Here is a 17752-nt window from a genome sequence, read left to right as displayed (position 1 = left end):
ATACATGTTAAAAACCTAGCCCAATTGACTATGACATTAATGTCATGGTTTACAATGCTGATATCGAACGCAAAGGATGGTGAATCAAATGGAGCATAAAACTCATGTATTTCTGGGTATATCTGGAAGTTTACGTAAGAAGTCGTCCAATACTTGGTTACTCTCGACCATCGAGGGAATGATGCCAGCCGGTACAGAGTTTCGTATATATCAAGGGCTTGCGAGTTTACCACATTTCAATCCAGACTTAGATGGAGATGAAGCTGAATCGCATGAGGCGGTGCATGTATGGCGGGAGGAGTTGCGAGAAGCGGATGCGATTGTGATCTGTACTCCAGAATATGCGCGAGGTGTACCAGGTTCGCTCAAGAACGCGCTGGACTGGGTCGTATCTTCGGGAGAATTCATGAATAAGCCGACTGCGGTTATAAGCGCTTCTCCGCATCCGGATGGTGGTGCAACAGCACTGCAATCGCTGGCATTGACTTTAAAGATGATGAGCGCATCTATTCCGGAAGAAGCATCGATTGCCGTTCCTTTCGTCAGTAAGATAATCGGTCCGAATGGTAGTGTGACGGACAATAAGACCTTGTCATCGCTTCTCACCTTGGTTCGTGCGTTGTCTCAGGCCATTTCGGAGAAATAATAAGATGCTGTTATGAGACTAGCGTGGAAGTCAGTTGTTAAGCTAGGGGAACGTTAGTTCAGCCATCCAGGAGCAGATTGTCACTACGGCAGCTGCTCTATTTTTATTAAGCTAATGGGCAGCTTAGTTGAAACTTTCTATCTCGAAGTTCTGTCAATTACATAAACAACTTTAGGGGGTGCTCATATGTTTATTTCAATTATCCGATTAATCTTATTGATGTCCATTAGCACGACAATTTTCGTTGGTTGTATTAACGGTGAGGCAGAAAACACATCAGCAACTGAGTTAGAATCTTTTGTTGCAAAATCAGATACATGTGAGAAACCGCCGAAAGTTCTGAACTGGTCCGGACAAAGTTATGAATTAATATCTGAGAATACCTCAGAAGAGCCAGGAATGAAATATGGATTTGTTAATTGTGATGAAGGAAGTTTTACGATTGGAGATGGGGGGACGGATACACTTACCATTTATAGTGTAGGAAACCCCAAAGATAATAGCGGCATCATTTTTATTGGGAAATGGGGACACGCAATATATTCAATCAAATCTAATGGTCATTAAATTATGGGTGGTTTTAAGTTGATTAAAAAGCCTATCTCAATAGGAAGTATAACAGAGCTTTTTCCAAAGAGAGCAACCGCCAATGTTGCTCTCTTTTTCTTTTCTCTGTCCCCTCCCCAGAGAAGGGAGGAATAGAGGAAATGTATCTCCTGGAGAGTGTAACGCTCGCCTTTCCACTCGTGAAATCTCGTTATAAACGAGTAAATTCAAAATTTCACGATGGCAACAGCGACGTAAGGAGATACATTTCCGGCATTCCGACATCTCTCGTCCCCTCATTTCCGGCATTCCGGCACATCTCTCGTCCCTAATTATTTATTTTCACCATTGAATTGTCCAAATCATCACTCCTTCCATCAATCCGAATGGCGTTATCCTCAATTCCCCCTTCATAAATCACCATTTGATTATGTTTTTTGCCCATATGACTCGCCTTCCTGCTCCATTACGCTGTGGATGTAGCCATTTTCACTACACAATAAACGGAGGTAGGGTCATGAAAAAATGGGTAGCAGGTTCGCTCAGCATTGCGCTGATGGGAACGATGCTGGCAGCATGTTCTTCTAATAATGATAAGAACGGCGAGAGCACAAACACCGGCAATGGCGGCAACAACTCGGCGGAACAGCCGGCGGAAGCAACGACGTATCCGATTAAGACGGATAAGACGCTCTCGTATTGGGGCGAGATTAACGGTCAGTTGATTGGCGTGAAGGAGTCGCACAAAGATATTCCGTTCTTCCAGGAATGGCAGAAGAAAACCGGCGTGCCGCTGGAATTTACGGAACCGCCAACGGGACAAGTGAAAGAAGCGTTTAACGTGATGCTCGCATCCGGCAAACTGCCGGATATGGTGGAGTACAACTTTATCGGCGATTTCCCGGGCGGTCCCGAGAAAGCAATCCAGGACGGCTATATCGTGAAGCTGAACGATCTGATCGACAAATACGCGCCTAACCTCAAGAAATATTTGCAGGACAATCCGGACATCGACAAGATGGTGAAGACCGACAGCGGCAGCTATTACGCGTTCCCGTTCATTCGCGGCGACGAATACTTGCGCGTCTTCCAAGGCCCGATTATCCGCAAAGACTGGCTTGATGAGCTAGGGTTGCCGGTACCGGAAACGATTGACGACTGGACAGCGGCGCTGACCGCATTTAAAGAAAAGAAAGGCGCGGCAGCACCGCTTACGTTTAACAGCAAACCCCGCTTCTTCAACGACGGCGGCAACGGAGCTTTCATGGGAGCGTTTGGCGTAACGCGCGGCTTCTACCAGGAAGACGGCAAGGTCGTGTTTGGTCCTGAGCAAGAAGGCTACAAGCAATATCTGGCGTTATTCCGCGACTGGTATTCGAAAGGTTTGATCGATAAGAACATCGCGACCGCGGATACCAAATCGGTAGACAGCAACATCGCATCCGGCGCGACAGGCGCATCCATCGGCAATGCCGGCGGCGGGATCGGCAAATGGCAGCCGCTTGTGGAAGCCAAAGATCCTAAAGCCGTGCTGATCGGCGCTCCATACCCGGTTCTGAAGAAAGGCGACACGCCAAAATTCGGCCAACATAACACGGCGTACGCATCCGAAGGTACGGTAGCTATTACAACGCAAGCGAAAGACCCTGAACTCGCGGTCCAAATGCTCGATTACGGCTACAGCGAAGAAGGCGGCTTGTTCTTCAACTTCGGTACGGAAGGCGTCAGCTACAACATGAAAGACGGCTACCCGACTTACACCGATCTTCTTCTTAAAAATCCGGACAAGCTGGCACCGGCACAAGCCATCTCGCTCTATGCCCGCGGCAGCTACAACGGTCCGTTCGTGCAGGACAAACGTTATGCCGAGCAGTTCTTCGCTCTTCAAACACAACGCGACGCGGTAACCGCTTGGCAAAAGACCGACGCAGCGAAATACCAGCTGCCGCCAATTACGCCGTCGCCGGATGAAGCTTCCGAGTATGCGGCGATCATGAACGACATCAACACGCTGATAGACGAAATGTCGCTCAAGATCATTCTCGGCACGGAGCCGGTTGATGCGTTCGATAAATATCTGGACAAGATGAAATCATTGAATTTGGATCGTGCGATCGAGATTCAACAAGCGGCGCTTGACCGTTACAACAGCCGTTAATAGATAGCAAGAGAGGGGAAGGGTTCCTGCCCTTTTCCTCTCCCTCAAGAAGGAGTGAGGCATGTGGGGAAAAACCGCGTTATCCGCGATTTCAAATTAAATAAGCTGTTATATCTGATGATTCTTCCGGTCATCGCGTATTATATTATTTTTCACTATATTCCGATGTACGGGGCATTAATTGCCTTCAAAGATTATTCCCCGATGAAAGGCATTTTGGGCAGCGATTGGGTTGGACTCAAGCATTTCCATGATTTCTTCAGCAGCTATTATTTTACAAGGATCCTTAAGAATACGCTTGTCATCAGCTTGTATTCGTTAATCTTCGAGTTTCCCGCACCGATTATATTGGCGCTGCTCATTAACGAAGTTCGCAGCAAGACATTCAAACGGGTAGCCCAGACGATTACGTATATGCCATATTTTATTTCCCTCGTGGTCATTTGCGGGATAATTACCGACTTTACGAATGCTGACGGCATTATTAATAGATTGTTTATGCTATTTGGATATGACGGCCAAGCGATGTTGCAGAAGCCGGAGCTGTTCCGTCCGATTTATATCCTCTCGGAGATTTGGCAGCGAATCGGCTGGGAGTCGATTATTTATATCGCGGCCTTAATGAGCATCGACCAGGAACAGTATGAAGCGGCCAGAATCGACGGGGCGACACGGCTGAAGCAGATTTTCTACATTACGCTCCCGGGCATCCTGCCGACGATTACGATCATGTTCATCTTGCGGATGGGCAATATGCTGAATGTTGGATTTGAAAAAATCATTTTGTTATACAACCCGGTAACGTACAACACGGCCGACGTAATCTCGTCGTTTGTCTACCGCAAAGGTTTATTGGAATTTGGCTGGAGCTACAGCTCGGCGGTCGGATTGTTCAACTCCGTGGTTAACCTCGCCTTGCTCGTTACCGCCAATTACATCAGCCGCAAAGTAAATAAAAGCAGCTTATGGTGAGGTGACAATTATGCAAATGAAAGCGACTTTTTCCGAGAGAGTGTTCGACGTCGTGGTGTACGCCGTCTTACTCATCCTTATCGTATCGACGTTATATCCGCTGCTCTACGTATTGTTTGCTTCCTTCAGCGACGCGGGTCAGCTTGTGGCCAACAAAGGCATCTTATGGCATCCGCTAGGATTAAGTTTTGAGGCTTATACAAGCGTGTTCAAGAATCCGGGCATTACGACCGGTTATAAAAATACGCTGTTCATTCTCGTCTGCGGAACCGTGCTTAACTTGATCATGACCGCCCTTGGCGCTTATGTGTTATCCCGCAAAGACGTGCTTTGGAACAACCTGTTTATGGGCCTTATTCTGTTAACGATGTTTTTCAGCGGCGGTCTTATTCCGCTCTATCTGGTCGTCAAGGGCGTAGGCCTCTTGAATACGTTATGGGCAACGATTATTCCATTTGCGATCGGTACGTTTAATTTGATCATCATGCGTACCGCATTCAAGGGCATTCCGGATGCGCTTGAGGAATCAGCCAAAATCGACGGGGCGAACCATTTCACCATCCTGTTCCGGATTATTATTCCGCTGTCGATGCCGGTAATCGCGGTTATGATTCTGTATTATGCCGTAGACAAGTGGAACGGCTGGTTCTATGCGTCCATCTTCATTCGAAGCCGCGAGTTGTTCCCGCTGCAGCTGGTGCTGCGCGAGATTCTGATCGCGAATTCCACCGACAGCATGGCATCGGGCGCTTCGGCAGGAGACCGGTTCCAGATCGGCGAAACGATTAAATATGCAACCATTATGGTGGCTACGGTTCCCATACTTTGCGTATATCCGTTTGTGCAGCGCTTTTTCGTTAAAGGCGTTATGGTAGGTTCGGTGAAAGGTTAAAATCGAGGAGGCAGATCCAATGCAAGCAAGCGGGGAGCAACAAGCGAAACATAAACTCGATGTTACGCGTATTTGGAAGCAGCTGGAGGAGAAAGTGGACCGCATGATGGTCCAGATCGGGGATAAATCTCCGCATGTAGCCAAAGCGGACGGGATCTATGATGATCCGAAAATCGACTGGTGGACGTCGGGCTTCTGGCCGGGTATATTGTGGCTGATGAAGGAAGTAACCGGGGAGGAGAAATATAAGGCTTCCGCTTGGGAGTGGGATGAGAGACTGGAAGCACAGATGCTTCAGCCGAACTCCTTCGACCATGATGTAGGGTTTCATTTCCTGCCTACCGCGGTTGCGAAATACCGGATCACCGGCGATCAAGACGCGCGTCGGCGCGGTTTGTTCGCGGCGAATTTCATGGCGGGCCGCTTTAACCTGAACGGACGGTTCATTCGCGCCTGGAACGGCGACATGCATGGCTGGTCCATTATTGATACTTGCATGAATTTGTCGCTCCTCTATTGGGCATCGGTTGAAAGCGGCGACCCGCGGTTTGCCCAGATCGCAAGCGCGCATGCGGATACGGTCCTAAAGCAGTTCATTCGCGAGGACGGTTCCGTGAACCATATCGTCTGCTTTGATCCGGAGACGGGAGAATTTGACCAGGTTCGCGGAGGGCAAGGAGCAGCGCCGAATTCCGGCTGGAGCCGCGGCGCTTCCTGGGCGCTATACGGCTTGGCGAATACTTACCGCTACACCGGCAATATCGAATATTTGCGCGCGGCACAACGCGTTGCGCATTATTTTATCGCGAATTTGCCGGCTGATCACGTTCCGCATTGGGATTTCCGAGCGTCGGAACAGATGGAGGAAGAACCGCGCGATACGTCGGCCGGAGCCATCGCCGCTTCGGGCCTGATCGAATTGGCTGCTCTGCTGACCGAGAAAGAAGGCCGCGTCTACCGCGAAGCGGCGGAGCGGATTCTTAGTTCGCTTCACGCGAATTACGGCACATGGAACGAACCGTCGCATGAAGCGATTCTGAAGCATGGAACCGGTCATAAGCCGGCCGGCCAGAACGTGGACGTGTCGCTCATTTACGGCGATTATTTCTTCGTTGAAGCGATTGCGAAGCTGAACGGCTGGAAGCAGCGCATGTTCTAGTATTCTTAAAAATTGGCTAATAGATAGCCCGAGTAGATCATTCTATCCGGGCTATTTGTGCTGTTTCCGGCCTCAAGTTGCGTAATCGTCAATCGTTTTGCACATATTGCAACTTCCTCCGAAGTCTCTATTATGCGTATAATAGGGTTCTACACTTTACGTATAGGCGAGGAGATCCCGGTTGAATATTCGATCCATATGGCAGAAACGGAAAAGCATTATTGTAACCTGGCTTATGTCCTATTGCGCGGTATTATTTGTTCCGATTCTAATCAGTTTAATTGTATATTCGCAATCAAGCGCGGCGCTGAGGAGCGAGATTCACCGCGCTAACGATGCCTTGCTTAAGCAGGTCGGTTATACCATTGACAACCAGGTGGATGAAATGAAGCGTTTGACAATGGAATTGACCTGGAACGCAAGGCTGCAAACCTTGATGTATTCGAGCCGATCGGAAGCGGATGCGCAATTCGATGCTTATCAGCTCGTGAAGGAATTTCAAACCTATCAGACTTCGTATGCTTCTATCGATGAATTTTACGTGACCTGGGAGCGGGAGCATGCGGTATTGCGTTCCGGCAACGTAAGAGACATGAAGACGGCGTTTGCGACGCTCCATGATACCGGTCAACTCAGCTACGACGATTGGCTGGCCAAGGTAGAGAACTCGGAGCATAACCAATTTACGCTGCTTCCGTTAACGGATGCGGGAGATTCGCAGACTTCCATCGCTTACATTACTCATTTGCCCAAGGATTTGAACGGCAGGCAAGCCGGCACGGTTGTTGTCATGACGGATTTGGCCCGGTTTCAGGATGCCATCAAGAGCATATCGGGGTTCAGCGGCGGATATGTGCTTATTCTAAACCGCAATAATGAGGTGCTCTTGTCGAATTTGCCGAAAAAACAAGGGGAAGAAGCCGTTCTGGAGAAGGTGCGCAGCGGCGGGGAGCAAATGCCGGCATCGATGAAGTCGGGAGACTCGGAAATTTTTTATTTGCAGTCCTTCGTATCGGACCTCAAGTACGCGCTTGTCATTCCAAGCAGCATTTATTGGCAGAAGGCCGAATATGTACGGAAGCTGACGCTGGTGAGCATCTTGATCAGCTTAATGGGAGCGGGCGTCTTAACGTGGTTTTTTATGCGGCGCAATTATTCCCCTATCCAACAGCTGGTACAATCGCTCTCGGACAAAAATAATGAAGAAGAGTTTGCGGAATGGAATGAGCTGAATTTCATTCAGCGGGCTGTCAGCCGGACGCGTAGCGAAAAGGACAAGATCGCCATGCAGCTCCAAATGCATCAAACGGTGTTGCGGTCGAATATGCTTAGCAGGCTGCTGAAAGGACGGATGGATTCGCCGATCCCTTACGAAGAAGCCTTCAAAACGTATCGCATGGAGCAGATTTCGGATCAATACGCGGTTATTTTATTTGTTGTCGAGAATGATGAAAGCCTTTACGAGAAGCTGCCGGGCATCGATGAGAATGAACGTAGAAAATTTCTTCAATTTATTATTAGCAATGTCGTGGAGGAACTGGCCGGCCGTTATCATCATGCGGGCTATGTGGCCGAGGTGGACGATATGATGGTATGTCTTGTGAACTTAAACGACGCCGCTGAGGGCGATACGTTATACAAGCAAGATTTGTTCGAGATCGCAACGGAAGCGCAGCGGTTCCTGAAACGCTACGACATGGATTTAACCGTAGCGATCAGCGGCAGGCATAACACGCTCGCTGGCATTGCGGCCGCCTACAGCGAAGCGGTAGACGCGATGGAGTACAAGATGGTGCTCGGCAAAAAAGGCATCATTGCGTATGAAGATATTCTCTCGAATCGGGCAGATGAAGTGCAGTTCGGCTACTATTATCCGCTGCAGGCCGAGCAGCAGTTGATCAACCTGATTAAGATCGGCGATTTTGAACAAGCTTCTTCCTTTATGAACGACATTACGGATCGCAATTTCCGGCAGCCGATGATGAACGTTACGCTGGCCAAATGTTTCATGTTTAATCTCGTTGGGACGATGGTCAAGGCGATGAATGAATTAGGGGATGGCAAAGGCAGCGTTCTGAACGATAATCCGAATTGGATGAACAGCATCTTGGCTTGCGATACCGTCCAGGAAATGCAGCAGGAGCTTCATGCTTTGTTGCACGATGTATGCGCTTTCGCAACGGTTAGGCTGGAATCCAACGTGACGCAAGAGCGCGCGGATTCGATTCGCGATTTATCCGCGCGCGTAGCCGCTTATATTGAGGAGAATTACAGCGATTCGAACATGAACGTCAACACGATTGGCGAGCATTTTGACCTGAAGGGCAGTTATTTGTCCAAGCTGTTCAAGACCCAGACAGGAGAAGGACTGCTGGATTATTTGCATAAATACAGGATCCAGAAGGCCAAGCACCGCATGACCCAGCATCAAGAATCCGTAAGCGAAGTATCAAGGACGGTTGGTTATAACGATGCGGCAACCTTTATCCGTGTATTCAAGAAATACGAGGGAATTACGCCGGGCAAATACAAGGAAATGAATTAGGGGGACAATCCATCATGATGATCAATAACCGCATATCCAAATTCCTCCTGATTGTCATTAGTATCCTATCTTTACTTACAAGCTGCACGCGTTCCCAGCCGGACCATGAGCAGCAATCCGCTCAAGGATCAAGCGGGAAGCTGACCTATTGGGCCGAACTGAACGGCAATGCGGCAAGCGTGAAGCCGCGCTTTCAGGATGTCCCTTTTTTCCAGGAATGGCAGAAGCGCACGGGCGTTCAACTGACGTTTATTCAGCCTCCGGCCAATCAGGCCAAACAGGCGTTAAACGTCATGCTGGCATCGGGAGAGCTGCCGGATATGATCGAATACGAATGGGCGGCATTCCCGGGCGGTCCGGAGAAAGCGATCAATGACGGATACATTCTGAAGCTGAATGATCTTATTGATAAATACGCCCCGAATTTAAAGCGGTATTTGAGCGAGCATCCCGATATCGACAAGCAGATCAAGACGGCTGGTGGCAGTTATTACGTATTTCCGTTTATTCAAGGCGATTCGCGCCTTCGGACGTATCAAGGTCCTATCATCCGCAAGGATTGGCTTGACGAGCTGGGATTGCCCGTACCTAAGACGATCAATGATTGGCATACCGTGCTGAAGGCATTCAAGGAGAAGAAGGGCATTGAAGCGCCGCTTACTTTTCTCAGTACGCCAAGCCCGCTGTTTGGGATTGAGAATGGCGCTTTTGTAGGAGCGTTTGGCGTAAAGAAAGGCTTTTATCTGAAAGACGGAGAAGTTAAATTTGGTCCGATTGAGCCTGGTTACAAACAGTTTCTGGCCTTGTTCCGAGACTGGTACGCCGAAGGCCTGATCGACCGCAACATCGCAACCGTAGATACAAGAACGATTGATTCCAGCATGCTCACCGGGAGAAGCGGCGCCAGCATCTGGAATGCCGGCTCGGGAATCGGAACATGGCTGCCCCAGCTGAAGGAGAAGGATCCGCAAGGGGAGCTTGTCGCTGCGCCGTATCCGGTGCTCCATGAAGGGGACAGGCCGATGTTCGGGCAGAGGGTGAATCCGTATATGAGCAGCGGCGGCGTTGCGATATCCGCAAACAGCAGCCATGCCATCGAAGCGGTTCGGATGCTCGATTACGGTTATGGCGAGGAAGGCCATCTGCTGTTTAATTTCGGGATTGATGGCGTCAGCTATACGATGAAGAACGGCAGACCGACCTACACGGACTTGATCTTGAATAATCCCGAGAAGCTGGCTCCGTCTCAAGCTATTGCCATGTATAGCAGAGCGAGTTATTTCGGACCGTTCGTCCAGGACGTGGATTATATGGAGCAATATTATATGCTGCAGGAGCAGAAGGACGCGGTTGATATTTGGGCGGATACCGACGCGGAGCACTATTTGCTGCCGCCGGTCCAGAAGACGGAGCGGGAAAGCGCGGAATTGTCCGCCATTATGCAGGACGTAACGACGCTGGTAGACGAAATGTCGCTGCGGATTATTCTTGGCATCGATCCTCTTGATTCTTACGAGGATTACGTGGCCCAGCTGAAAGCTCTTAATATTGACCGGGCGATAGCGATTCAGAAGGCAGCGCTTGACCGGTACAATGCCAATTAGCCCGTTTGATAGAATGTATAGCATATGAACAGGCACCTCTTATCTTTTCTGCATATGATAGATAGATTATTTGCAGAAAGGGGTGGCGAGAGTTGCAGTTAGTCACTGTTTGCTCGGTTAGCGGAATTATCGGCTCTGTGATTACTTTTGCATTCGGCGGATGGATGGAATCATTAACACTATTAGTAGTTGCAATGGGGATTGATTATGTATCTGGCATAACCGCATCTATTAAAGAAGGGAAAGGTTTGAACAGCTTTTTCGGAGCATGGGGGCTGGCACGTAAGGGAATGATGTTACTCGTCATTCTATTGGCACATCGTGTTGATATTTTGCTTGAATTGGGTAATGTAACAATGGGGGCAGCGATTTATTTCTATATTGCGAATGAAATGATTTCTATTATAGAGAATTATGGCCGGATTGGTCTTCCGCTGCCTGACCGGATTCGCAAAATCATAGAAGTGCTGAAGGATAAAGAGAAGTAACAAATAGGGTTGCGCTGTACAAGCGGTGTTCGCTATAATGAGAACAAGTGTTCGATTTATGGGAGGCGATATCAAATGGCTGTCCAGTATGCTGTAGAACAGGTACGGGAGCAAGAAGCTCCGGCCTATTTGACGGATGAGGATGCAGTGCTTGTGCAGCGCTATATCCTGCTTGGAATTGTGATGCTCGTATTGGATCATGATATAAGGGTAATGGGGACGGGCACCGTCAAGCTGCCGAGGTTGTATGAATCGCTGCTCCGCGGCATACAAGACCGGGTATTGCTGGAGCAAGCCGCTTTGCGTCTGCAGTTCAGAAGAGCGGGCATTAAGCTCGTGGAAGAACGCAGGCTGAAGGACGGACTGGAGACAATCTATATTTGCCGCGGCAGCCAGGAGCGTTGTTATCTGCCATGGAGTTATTTAAAGGCGGAATCCGAGCAGGCCATTAAGCAATACTTTAAAAGTTAAGTCACAGAAAGTTCATTATTTTGTCATATTCGGGAAAAAACTTTTCCTTATTCTGCAGTTTAAGGTTGAGAACTTCGGACGATCTTATGTAATATAAGAATTAAACACTACGACAATAAGAATCGCAAAGGGGAGCACGTAGCAATGCACAAATGGATCATGTTCGTACTATTATCAGCGGCCTCTCTTCTCGGAGTTTACCTGCTGACATTCGGTCTTCCTGCCAAGCCGGTTGATGAATCCGCTTCACTTCCTGAAGGTACCGTACTTGTTAAGGTTGAAGCGAACAGCGACTTTACTTACGGCGAAGCAGAGTACCACGTGAAGGTTGGCGACAAAGTAATCCTGAAGCTGCAAAATAAGAGCGGTATCCACGGCTTGAAGATTGAAGCACTGAACGTGGATCTGGAAGGCGACAATCTTGAAACAAACCTCGAATTCGACAAACCGGGTGAATACGAGATGCATTGCTCCGTACCTTGCGGTACCGGTCATGCCACGATGAAGACAAAACTTATCGTAGACGCAGCATAATAAATGTAGAAGAGGAGCCTCGCGGCTCCTCTTTCGATTTGTATTAAGCTTCGCGCCGGTTGCTTCTTCTGCCCCGCTCGATCAGAACGTCGGCGATATAGCCAAGCAGCGCCCAGGAAGCAACCGTCAACACATACATGAGCAGAACGTTTACATCATGGATGTCGACAAACAGGTCCATGATCCATGCCGGAATGCTGAACATAAAAAACACAAAATTATGAGGGTCGTAACCGGTTGAATTATAGACACATAGTGCAAGCCCTATGAGGGTAGCAACGAACATAACGGGAAAGCGCATAACGCACCGTTCCTTTCTCAGGCTAATGTTGCCGTAATGCGACTGCTTGGGTTATTATGTGACAAAAGGATATTTGTCATACGACTAGTTGAAGGGAGCAACACAATTATGGTTACTCATATCGTATTGTTCAAGTTGAAGGACGGCAGCAAGGAAAGCGTGGAGCGCACGGCTCAAGTATTGCGGGACATGGAAGGCAAGATCGATGAGCTGAAAGCGATCGAGGTTGGCCTTGATGTTATCCATTCGGCGCGTTCTTATGACATCGCTCTAATCACTAGGTTTGATTCGCTTGAAGCGTTAGAAGCGTATCAGGTTCATCCTGTACATAAAAAGGTCATCGAGCATATTAACGAAGTTCGCGAATCCGTTATCGCCGTTGACTTCGAAAGCTAATTCGGCAAGAGGAGCGCGGATAAGTTCATGGGAGACGTCTTTGAGATTATGACCTATTTGATCGTCATCCTCATCAGCAGCGTCGTGATGGTGGCATGGCTCAAACGAAAAGGGAAAAAGAAGAAAGCAAGGCTGAAAGCGGGAGAATAAGACATGTATTATGTAAACAAAGAGCAAATTGCAGTTAGACTTAATAGCATTCCGGATATCGCATCGGCACTTGAGCAGCTGTCTGCCAACTGGCAAGGTTCGCTGCTCGAAGGTTTGGCTCAGGAACGGGCTTTGCACCTTGCGATTGAGACGGTTACGGATGTCGGCAGTTATTTGATTGATGGTTTTATTCTAAGAGACGCGAGCAGCTACGAGGATATTGTAGAAATCGCGGGCGAAGCGGAGGCTTTCCCTTCGTCGATTCAGCCGCTTCTCATTGAATTGGTCAAGCTCCGCAAGCCGCTTGTCCAGGAATATTACGGCTGGCAGAGATCTGAACTTCATTCCATGACGCGTGACCTTCCGGATCAGCTGCGTCTATTCGGCGAGTCCGTTAAGCAGTATTTGGCGCGCGAGTTGCCGGATGAATCCGATTTACGAAAAAGTTGAAATACGTTACAATGACCCTAACAAAACCTGCAAAGGTGGTACCTGCTAAGGTGGTGATGGGTTGATGCTGGAGAAACAACGCGTGATGGAGACGGAATCCCGCAGCGTGGACGGAACAACACGGGGCCGGATCCTGTTGCTCTTGAAGACAAACGGCCGTTTGAACGCAGGTCAGCTGTCCGGTGAATTAGGAATTACCGAAATGGCGGTCAGGCGGCATATGTATGCGCTGGAGCGCGAAGGCAGCGTCAGCATCGTTGCCGTCAAGCAGGGTATGGGGCGGCCGGTTCATGCTTATGAGCTGACGGTGCTGGCCGACGATCGTTTCCCGAAGAACTATAATTTGCTGGCGCTTGATCTGCTGGAAGAGCTGGCCGAGGATCCTGAAACGGCGGGCCTTATTACCCGCATGTTCGAAGGACGCCAGAAGAAGCTGCTCGACCGGTATGAGCCAAGAATGACGGGCAAAAGCCTTGCGGAGAAAGTAACGGAGCTGGAAGTTATTCAGAACGCCGGCGGTTACATGGCCAAGGTGGAAGATAAAGATAACGGGCAATATGTCCTGCATGAATATAATTGTCCGATTGCGCAGGTAGCGGGCAAATACGAGCAGGCTTGCAGCTGTGAGTTATCGTTGTTCGAATCCTTGCTTCAGACACAGGTTGAGCGGACGGAATGCCTCGCCAAAGGCGGAGGAAGATGCAGCTATACCATTGGAATTGACAATCAGGCTAACGGTTCTTAACGAACCGCTAGCCTTTTTTATTTGCCTGCGTTGTGTCAGGTCAAGCCCAAGATGCTTATAATGGCATTACGAAATGGGCATCCGCCCGCTTTTGAAGGAGGAGGGAATGGTCATGACGGTTATGGAATGGAGTGCGCTTATTGCTGCGGTTACTTTTGTTATTCTTGCTGCAGGCTTATTGATCGGTGTTCGCGCGTTGCTTGCTAAGCTTACAAAGCTGCAGTCTTCCGCTGAGGCGTTGCAGGAAGACGTGCGGCAGGCTTCCGGCAAAATGGGAGTCCTTGCGGATACGACGGAGCAGACGGTTCAAACGGTGCATCATCAGCTGCAGCAGGCGAATAGGCTGTTTGAGGCGGTTGGTCAGATTGGAGATACGATCGGACATACAACGACGGCTATTCATCGGGTGTCCAGCGTTATTTCGCAATCTGCCGCCAAACATGCGGATAGCGGATCGGCTGAGCGGCAGGCGAGTTCCATGCTGGAGTGGATGGAACTTGGTATGGCTTTTTGGCAGCAATGGCAGACTAACCGTAAACGTTATGAACCCTCCAATCAAGGGCAGGGCGAATAGTTCACATTTGAAGGGAGCGATTGACAATGGCAAAACAAACAAAAGGTTTTCTTTTTGGTGCACTCGCGGGTGGTATTATCGGTTCGGTAACGGCGTTATTGTTTGCGCCAAAAGCAGGGAAAGAACTGCGCCAGGATATTTCGGCAGGGGCAATCAAATTGCAGGAGCAAACGGTTAGAGCAGCGGGTCAAGTGTCGGATACAACAGTAAGAATCGCCAAACAAATCGGCAGCCAAGCAACGGAACTTGCCGACACGGCTAAAGCTGCGGCAGGAGCGGCGGTATCATCGGTGAAGCAACGCCGGGCTGAGCTTGCGGATACAGTGGAAGAAGTAACGGATGAAGTAGCGGATACTTTCGAAGATGCCGTGGAAGAAGCAAAGGAATTGCAAACGATCAATTAACGGTTGATTTATAGCGTATCGTATTCGGTTGCTGCAGCATGCGACATCCCCTTGCATTCCTTGAACGTTGTCCTTTCATTAAGATGAGATGCGTAGGTACGTTTTGGTGCCCAGTTTCATATAGTATTGAAGCTTTAGGTCTCCTACCCTCATAAATCTTGTATACAACATAAAGTTCAAGAAAGCGGTGTGTTTGTGCAGCAACCGATTGCGATACTAGACTCAGGCGTAGGCGGCCTTACCGTCGCCAGAGAGGTCATGCGCCAGCTGCCGCGTGAAAAAATCGTTTATTTTGGCGATACGGTCAGAGCTCCTTACGGTCCCCGCGATCCGGAAGAAGTGACTCGGTTTACGCGTGAAATCGTAGATTATCTCATTCAATTCCGTCCTAAAATGATTGTTATAGCTTGTAACACCGCTACCGCTTTTGCTCTGGAGGATATACGCGCAAAGGTTACCGTTCCGGTAGTTGGCGTTATTAAGCCGGGAGCCAGAGCGGCCATTGGCCGTACGCTTACCGGTTGTATTGGCGTTATCGGCACCGAAGGAACGATTAACAGCGGTGCCTATGAAGATGCGTTGAGGGAGATCTCGCCGCATGTACATGTAATTAGCGAGGCTTGTCCGCAATTTGTGCCGCTTGTTGAGAAGGGCAATTTCCGTTCCTTTGAAACGTACGACACGATTCGGAGGTCCATTGGCCATCTTCGCAGCTACCCGATGGACAGCTTGATTCTTGGCTGTACGCATTATCCGTTTCTGTCCGAAGTTATTCAGGAAGTTATTGGTCCTGACATCACCTTGATCAGCTCAGCGGAAGAAACAGCCCGTGAAGTCAGCGCCATTCTCCATGACAAAGGCAAGTTGTCGCATGGCGAGGAAATGCCGCTTCATCAGTTTTTCTGCAGCGGCGATCACCGGATATTTAAATCGATTGCCCAGCAATGGCTTGGCGAACAGATTGAATTGACGCCGGTCGTATGGCAAGTCCCTCAGATCGGATAACCATGACAATAATGGCCGTCCTGCTCCGCGCAATAGCGGCGCGCGGACGGCCTTTTAATTTGGCTGCGCCTTAAGCCTTGGTATGTGCTGCATCTCATGTGAATAGCATGTTAAAGATGACAGCCGATGTAGGAGCTAAGGGGGAAATGGTCATGGTGAGCTTCGTTAACGGGCAATACGGGTATTGCGAGATGGTGGCGGATTGTGACAAGCTGATCCGAACGTATCCTTTTATCAGGGGATATGTTATAGGACATAGCGTGCTCGGCAAGCCGATCTTGGCGATTAAATGCGGGGAAGGTGCCAGGCGAATACATATGAACGGTTCATTCCATGCCAATGAATGGATTACAACCCCGCTGCTTATGCGGTTTGCCGAGGAGTGGGCGGGCGCTTGCGTTGGCGACGGCAACCTATTCGGAGAACAAGCTTGCCAGTTGTACCGGGAGACGGAAGTATGGTTTGTGCCGATGGTAAATCCCGACGGCGTACAGTTGTCATTGGAGGGGATTGAGCCGGGGAATCCTTATCGGGAACAGCTGCTCGCCATGAATAGAGGGTCTGAACAATTCGATCAATGGAAAGCCAATATACGCGGTGTCGATTTGAACGATCAATTTCCCGCCCACTGGGAAGAGGAAAGGCTGCGCAGAGGAATGGAAGGTCCGGGACCACGCGATTTCCCCGGCCCGTTCCCGCTAAGCGAACCTGAAGCGCAAGCTTTGGCCCGTCTGACGTTGTCGCTGCAGTTCGACTCCGTTCTTGCCCTTCATACGCAAGGCGAGGAGATTTATTGGAACTACCGGGAGTATGAACCTGAGCATGCGGAGAGCCAAGCGGACCGGCTTGGAGGCGTGAGCGGCTACAAACCGGTGAAGCTGACCGGGAGCGATGCGGGGTACAAGGATTGGTTCATTCAGCGATTCCGGAAGCCCGGGTTTACCGTGGAAGCGGGACTAGGCGTAAATCCGCTGCCACCCGGGGAGTTTAACGACATTTATGCAAGGATCGGACCTTTGCTTAGCGAGTTTGTCCGGATTCAGCGCTGATACGGGTTAACGAATAAAGATGTTTCCGGGGCACGCCTATGCTATAATGTTCGGCAAAAGCCATTGAAGGTGGTGTGCCTCATGCGCAAATGGTTATCTCTGCGTCATTGGAAAAATACGTTTGTCCGAATCTACAAGCTGATTATCGCAAGAGAGGTCGCTATAACGGACAAGTTATTATTTCTGGTGCCGGTTATATTATATTGGGTACTTCCCGACGCCATACCTTTTATGCCTGTTGACGATATCGCGGTGACGATGCTGCTTGCCGAATGGTTTGCCCGGCGGATGGAGAAGAAGTATAATAGGATCAGGTAATGTTACCCATTCAAGGTTGAGAAGGAGAAGATAGATATGAACGTAAAAATTACGCGCAATGCGGCAAAAATGTTGAAATTGGAATTGGACAAGCCCGAGAACGAAGGCAAGAAGCTTCGCGTATACATTACGCATTCGCATGGCGATCATGCTCATTACGGTCTTGCGATCGACGATGCTAACGAGAAGGATGTTGTTGTATCCACGGACAAAGAAATTGACGTAATCCTTGAGAAGGATAACGAGTTCCTCGACGGCGTACGTATCGATTACTTCTACGTGCCGGAGGAAGGTTTTGCAATCACCAACCCGTCCAAAGGCAATAGCGGCGATCACTAAGAGCTA

22 protein-coding genes are annotated in these 17752 nt (G+C 49.3%); 21 read left to right on the top strand and 1 reads right to left on the bottom strand.

What is annotated here, in order from left to right:
• Positions 1–88 precede the first annotated feature (88 nt).
• The 11 genes from QQK89_RS18390 to QQK89_RS18340 all read left to right on the top strand — a co-directional run bounded on the left by QQK89_RS18390 (position 89) and on the right by QQK89_RS18340 (position 12015).
• On the top strand, positions 89–646 hold the full coding sequence (locus QQK89_RS18390) for an NADPH-dependent FMN reductase (protein WP_284240094.1): 558 nt from the start codon (positions 89–91) through the stop codon (positions 644–646).
• A 186-nt stretch (positions 647–832) separates the two neighbouring features.
• On the top strand, positions 833–1213 hold the full coding sequence (locus QQK89_RS18385) for a hypothetical protein (RefSeq protein ID WP_284240093.1): 381 nt from the start codon (positions 833–835) through the stop codon (positions 1211–1213).
• Positions 1214–1709: 496 nt separating this feature from the next.
• Complete coding sequence (locus QQK89_RS18380) at positions 1710–3350, top strand: extracellular solute-binding protein (RefSeq protein ID WP_284240092.1); 1641 nt, start codon at positions 1710–1712, stop codon at positions 3348–3350.
• 117 nt (positions 3351–3467) lie between these two features.
• On the top strand, positions 3468–4322 hold the full coding sequence (locus QQK89_RS18375; protein WP_284240208.1) for an ABC transporter permease: 855 nt from the start codon (positions 3468–3470) through the stop codon (positions 4320–4322).
• Between the two features lie 10 nt (positions 4323–4332).
• The gene (locus QQK89_RS18370; RefSeq protein WP_284240091.1) at positions 4333–5214 is read left to right on the top strand and encodes a carbohydrate ABC transporter permease; all 882 of its coding nucleotides are present in this window, start codon (positions 4333–4335) and stop codon (positions 5212–5214) included.
• Between the two features lie 19 nt (positions 5215–5233).
• On the top strand, positions 5234–6373 hold the full coding sequence (locus QQK89_RS18365; RefSeq protein WP_284240090.1) for a glycoside hydrolase family 88 protein: 1140 nt from the start codon (positions 5234–5236) through the stop codon (positions 6371–6373).
• A gap of 181 nt (positions 6374–6554) precedes the next feature.
• Positions 6555–8918 carry a helix-turn-helix domain-containing protein gene (locus tag QQK89_RS18360; protein WP_284240089.1) on the top strand — a complete coding sequence of 788 codons (2364 nt, stop codon included), beginning with the start codon at positions 6555–6557 and terminating at the stop codon, positions 8916–8918.
• 14 nt (positions 8919–8932) lie between these two features.
• On the top strand, positions 8933–10522 hold the full coding sequence (locus QQK89_RS18355) for an extracellular solute-binding protein (RefSeq protein ID WP_434481715.1): 1590 nt from the start codon (positions 8933–8935) through the stop codon (positions 10520–10522).
• Positions 10523–10614: 92 nt separating this feature from the next.
• Entirely contained in the window at positions 10615–11010 is a 396-nt protein-coding gene (locus tag QQK89_RS18350) for a phage holin family protein (protein WP_284240088.1), read from the top strand.
• Positions 11011–11085: 75 nt separating this feature from the next.
• Positions 11086–11481, top strand: coding sequence for a hypothetical protein (locus QQK89_RS18345; RefSeq protein ID WP_284240087.1), 396 nt, complete (start codon positions 11086–11088; stop codon positions 11479–11481).
• A gap of 144 nt (positions 11482–11625) precedes the next feature.
• Positions 11626–12015: a cytochrome C oxidase subunit II gene (locus QQK89_RS18340; protein WP_284240086.1), complete on the top strand. Its 390-nt coding sequence runs from the start codon at positions 11626–11628 to the stop codon at positions 12013–12015.
• 43 nt (positions 12016–12058) lie between these two features.
• On the opposite strand, the gene QQK89_RS18335 is transcribed toward QQK89_RS18340, so the two are convergent.
• Positions 12059–12316, bottom strand: a complete 258-nt coding sequence (locus QQK89_RS18335) for a hypothetical protein (RefSeq protein ID WP_284240085.1) — start codon at positions 12314–12316, stop codon at positions 12059–12061.
• Positions 12317–12424: 108 nt separating this feature from the next.
• Here QQK89_RS18335 and QQK89_RS18330 point away from each other — a divergent pair, with 108 nt between their 5' ends.
• The 10 genes from QQK89_RS18330 to QQK89_RS18285 all read left to right on the top strand — a co-directional run bounded on the left by QQK89_RS18330 (position 12425) and on the right by QQK89_RS18285 (position 17746).
• Positions 12425–12712 carry a Dabb family protein gene (locus QQK89_RS18330; RefSeq protein WP_284240084.1) on the top strand — a complete coding sequence of 96 codons (288 nt, stop codon included), beginning with the start codon at positions 12425–12427 and terminating at the stop codon, positions 12710–12712.
• 27 nt (positions 12713–12739) lie between these two features.
• Entirely contained in the window at positions 12740–12862 is a 123-nt protein-coding gene (locus tag QQK89_RS18325) for a hypothetical protein (protein ID WP_279590370.1), read from the top strand.
• A 3-nt stretch (positions 12863–12865) separates the two neighbouring features.
• Positions 12866–13312: a DUF86 domain-containing protein gene (locus QQK89_RS18320; RefSeq protein ID WP_284240083.1), complete on the top strand. Its 447-nt coding sequence runs from the start codon at positions 12866–12868 to the stop codon at positions 13310–13312.
• Positions 13313–13376: 64 nt separating this feature from the next.
• Positions 13377–14057 carry a helix-turn-helix transcriptional regulator gene (locus QQK89_RS18315; RefSeq protein ID WP_284240082.1) on the top strand — a complete coding sequence of 227 codons (681 nt, stop codon included), beginning with the start codon at positions 13377–13379 and terminating at the stop codon, positions 14055–14057.
• 112 nt (positions 14058–14169) lie between these two features.
• The gene (locus tag QQK89_RS18310; RefSeq protein ID WP_284240081.1) at positions 14170–14631 is read left to right on the top strand and encodes a DUF948 domain-containing protein; all 462 of its coding nucleotides are present in this window, start codon (positions 14170–14172) and stop codon (positions 14629–14631) included.
• A gap of 26 nt (positions 14632–14657) precedes the next feature.
• Complete coding sequence (locus QQK89_RS18305) at positions 14658–15035, top strand: YtxH domain-containing protein (protein ID WP_284240080.1); 378 nt, start codon at positions 14658–14660, stop codon at positions 15033–15035.
• Positions 15036–15230: 195 nt separating this feature from the next.
• Positions 15231–16040: a glutamate racemase gene (gene racE, locus QQK89_RS18300; RefSeq protein ID WP_284240079.1), complete on the top strand. Its 810-nt coding sequence runs from the start codon at positions 15231–15233 to the stop codon at positions 16038–16040.
• Between the two features lie 152 nt (positions 16041–16192).
• Complete coding sequence (locus tag QQK89_RS18295; protein WP_284240078.1) at positions 16193–17089, top strand: M14 family metallopeptidase; 897 nt, start codon at positions 16193–16195, stop codon at positions 17087–17089.
• A gap of 81 nt (positions 17090–17170) precedes the next feature.
• Positions 17171–17407 (top strand): hypothetical protein, encoded by a 237-nt coding sequence (locus tag QQK89_RS18290; RefSeq protein ID WP_284240077.1) that lies wholly within the window; start codon positions 17171–17173, stop codon positions 17405–17407.
• Between the two features lie 36 nt (positions 17408–17443).
• Complete coding sequence (locus tag QQK89_RS18285; protein ID WP_284240076.1) at positions 17444–17746, top strand: iron-sulfur cluster assembly accessory protein; 303 nt, start codon at positions 17444–17446, stop codon at positions 17744–17746.
• The last annotated feature ends 6 nt before the right edge of the window (positions 17747–17752 follow it).

Origin of the sequence: Paenibacillus glycanilyticus, from assembly GCF_030161375.1 — a bacterium.
Lineage (GTDB): Bacteria > Bacillota > Bacilli > Paenibacillales > Paenibacillaceae > Pristimantibacillus > Pristimantibacillus glycanilyticus_B.
Note: the sequence above shows the minus strand (reverse complement) of the source record. Positions and strands in the feature narration are given on the sequence as shown.

Bases quoted from the DNA above. Each gene is read 5' to 3' on its own strand.
- QQK89_RS18390 (WP_284240094.1), top strand. From the start codon at position 89: ATGGAGCATAAAACTCATGTATTTCTGGGTATATCTGGAAGTTTACGT.
- QQK89_RS18385 (WP_284240093.1), top strand. From the start codon at position 833: ATGTTTATTTCAATTATCCGATTAATCTTATTGATGTCCATTAGCACG.
- QQK89_RS18380 (WP_284240092.1), top strand. From the start codon at position 1,710: ATGAAAAAATGGGTAGCAGGTTCGCTCAGCATTGCGCTGATGGGAACG.
- QQK89_RS18375 (WP_284240208.1), top strand. From the start codon at position 3,468: ATGATTCTTCCGGTCATCGCGTATTATATTATTTTTCACTATATTCCG.
- QQK89_RS18370 (WP_284240091.1), top strand. From the start codon at position 4,333: ATGCAAATGAAAGCGACTTTTTCCGAGAGAGTGTTCGACGTCGTGGTG.
- QQK89_RS18365 (WP_284240090.1), top strand. From the start codon at position 5,234: ATGCAAGCAAGCGGGGAGCAACAAGCGAAACATAAACTCGATGTTACG.
- QQK89_RS18355 (WP_434481715.1), top strand. From the start codon at position 8,933: ATGATGATCAATAACCGCATATCCAAATTCCTCCTGATTGTCATTAGT.
- QQK89_RS18345 (WP_284240087.1), top strand. From the start codon at position 11,086: ATGGCTGTCCAGTATGCTGTAGAACAGGTACGGGAGCAAGAAGCTCCG.
- QQK89_RS18340 (WP_284240086.1), top strand. From the start codon at position 11,626: ATGCACAAATGGATCATGTTCGTACTATTATCAGCGGCCTCTCTTCTC.
- QQK89_RS18335 (WP_284240085.1), bottom strand. From the start codon at position 12,316: ATGCGCTTTCCCGTTATGTTCGTTGCTACCCTCATAGGGCTTGCACTA.
- QQK89_RS18330 (WP_284240084.1), top strand. From the start codon at position 12,425: ATGGTTACTCATATCGTATTGTTCAAGTTGAAGGACGGCAGCAAGGAA.
- QQK89_RS18325 (WP_279590370.1), top strand. From the start codon at position 12,740: ATGGGAGACGTCTTTGAGATTATGACCTATTTGATCGTCATCCTCATC.
- QQK89_RS18320 (WP_284240083.1), top strand. From the start codon at position 12,866: ATGTATTATGTAAACAAAGAGCAAATTGCAGTTAGACTTAATAGCATT.
- QQK89_RS18315 (WP_284240082.1), top strand. From the start codon at position 13,377: ATGCTGGAGAAACAACGCGTGATGGAGACGGAATCCCGCAGCGTGGAC.
- QQK89_RS18310 (WP_284240081.1), top strand. From the start codon at position 14,170: ATGACGGTTATGGAATGGAGTGCGCTTATTGCTGCGGTTACTTTTGTT.
- QQK89_RS18305 (WP_284240080.1), top strand. From the start codon at position 14,658: ATGGCAAAACAAACAAAAGGTTTTCTTTTTGGTGCACTCGCGGGTGGT.
- QQK89_RS18295 (WP_284240078.1), top strand. From the start codon at position 16,193: ATGGTGAGCTTCGTTAACGGGCAATACGGGTATTGCGAGATGGTGGCG.
- QQK89_RS18290 (WP_284240077.1), top strand. From the start codon at position 17,171: ATGCGCAAATGGTTATCTCTGCGTCATTGGAAAAATACGTTTGTCCGA.
- QQK89_RS18285 (WP_284240076.1), top strand. From the start codon at position 17,444: ATGAACGTAAAAATTACGCGCAATGCGGCAAAAATGTTGAAATTGGAA.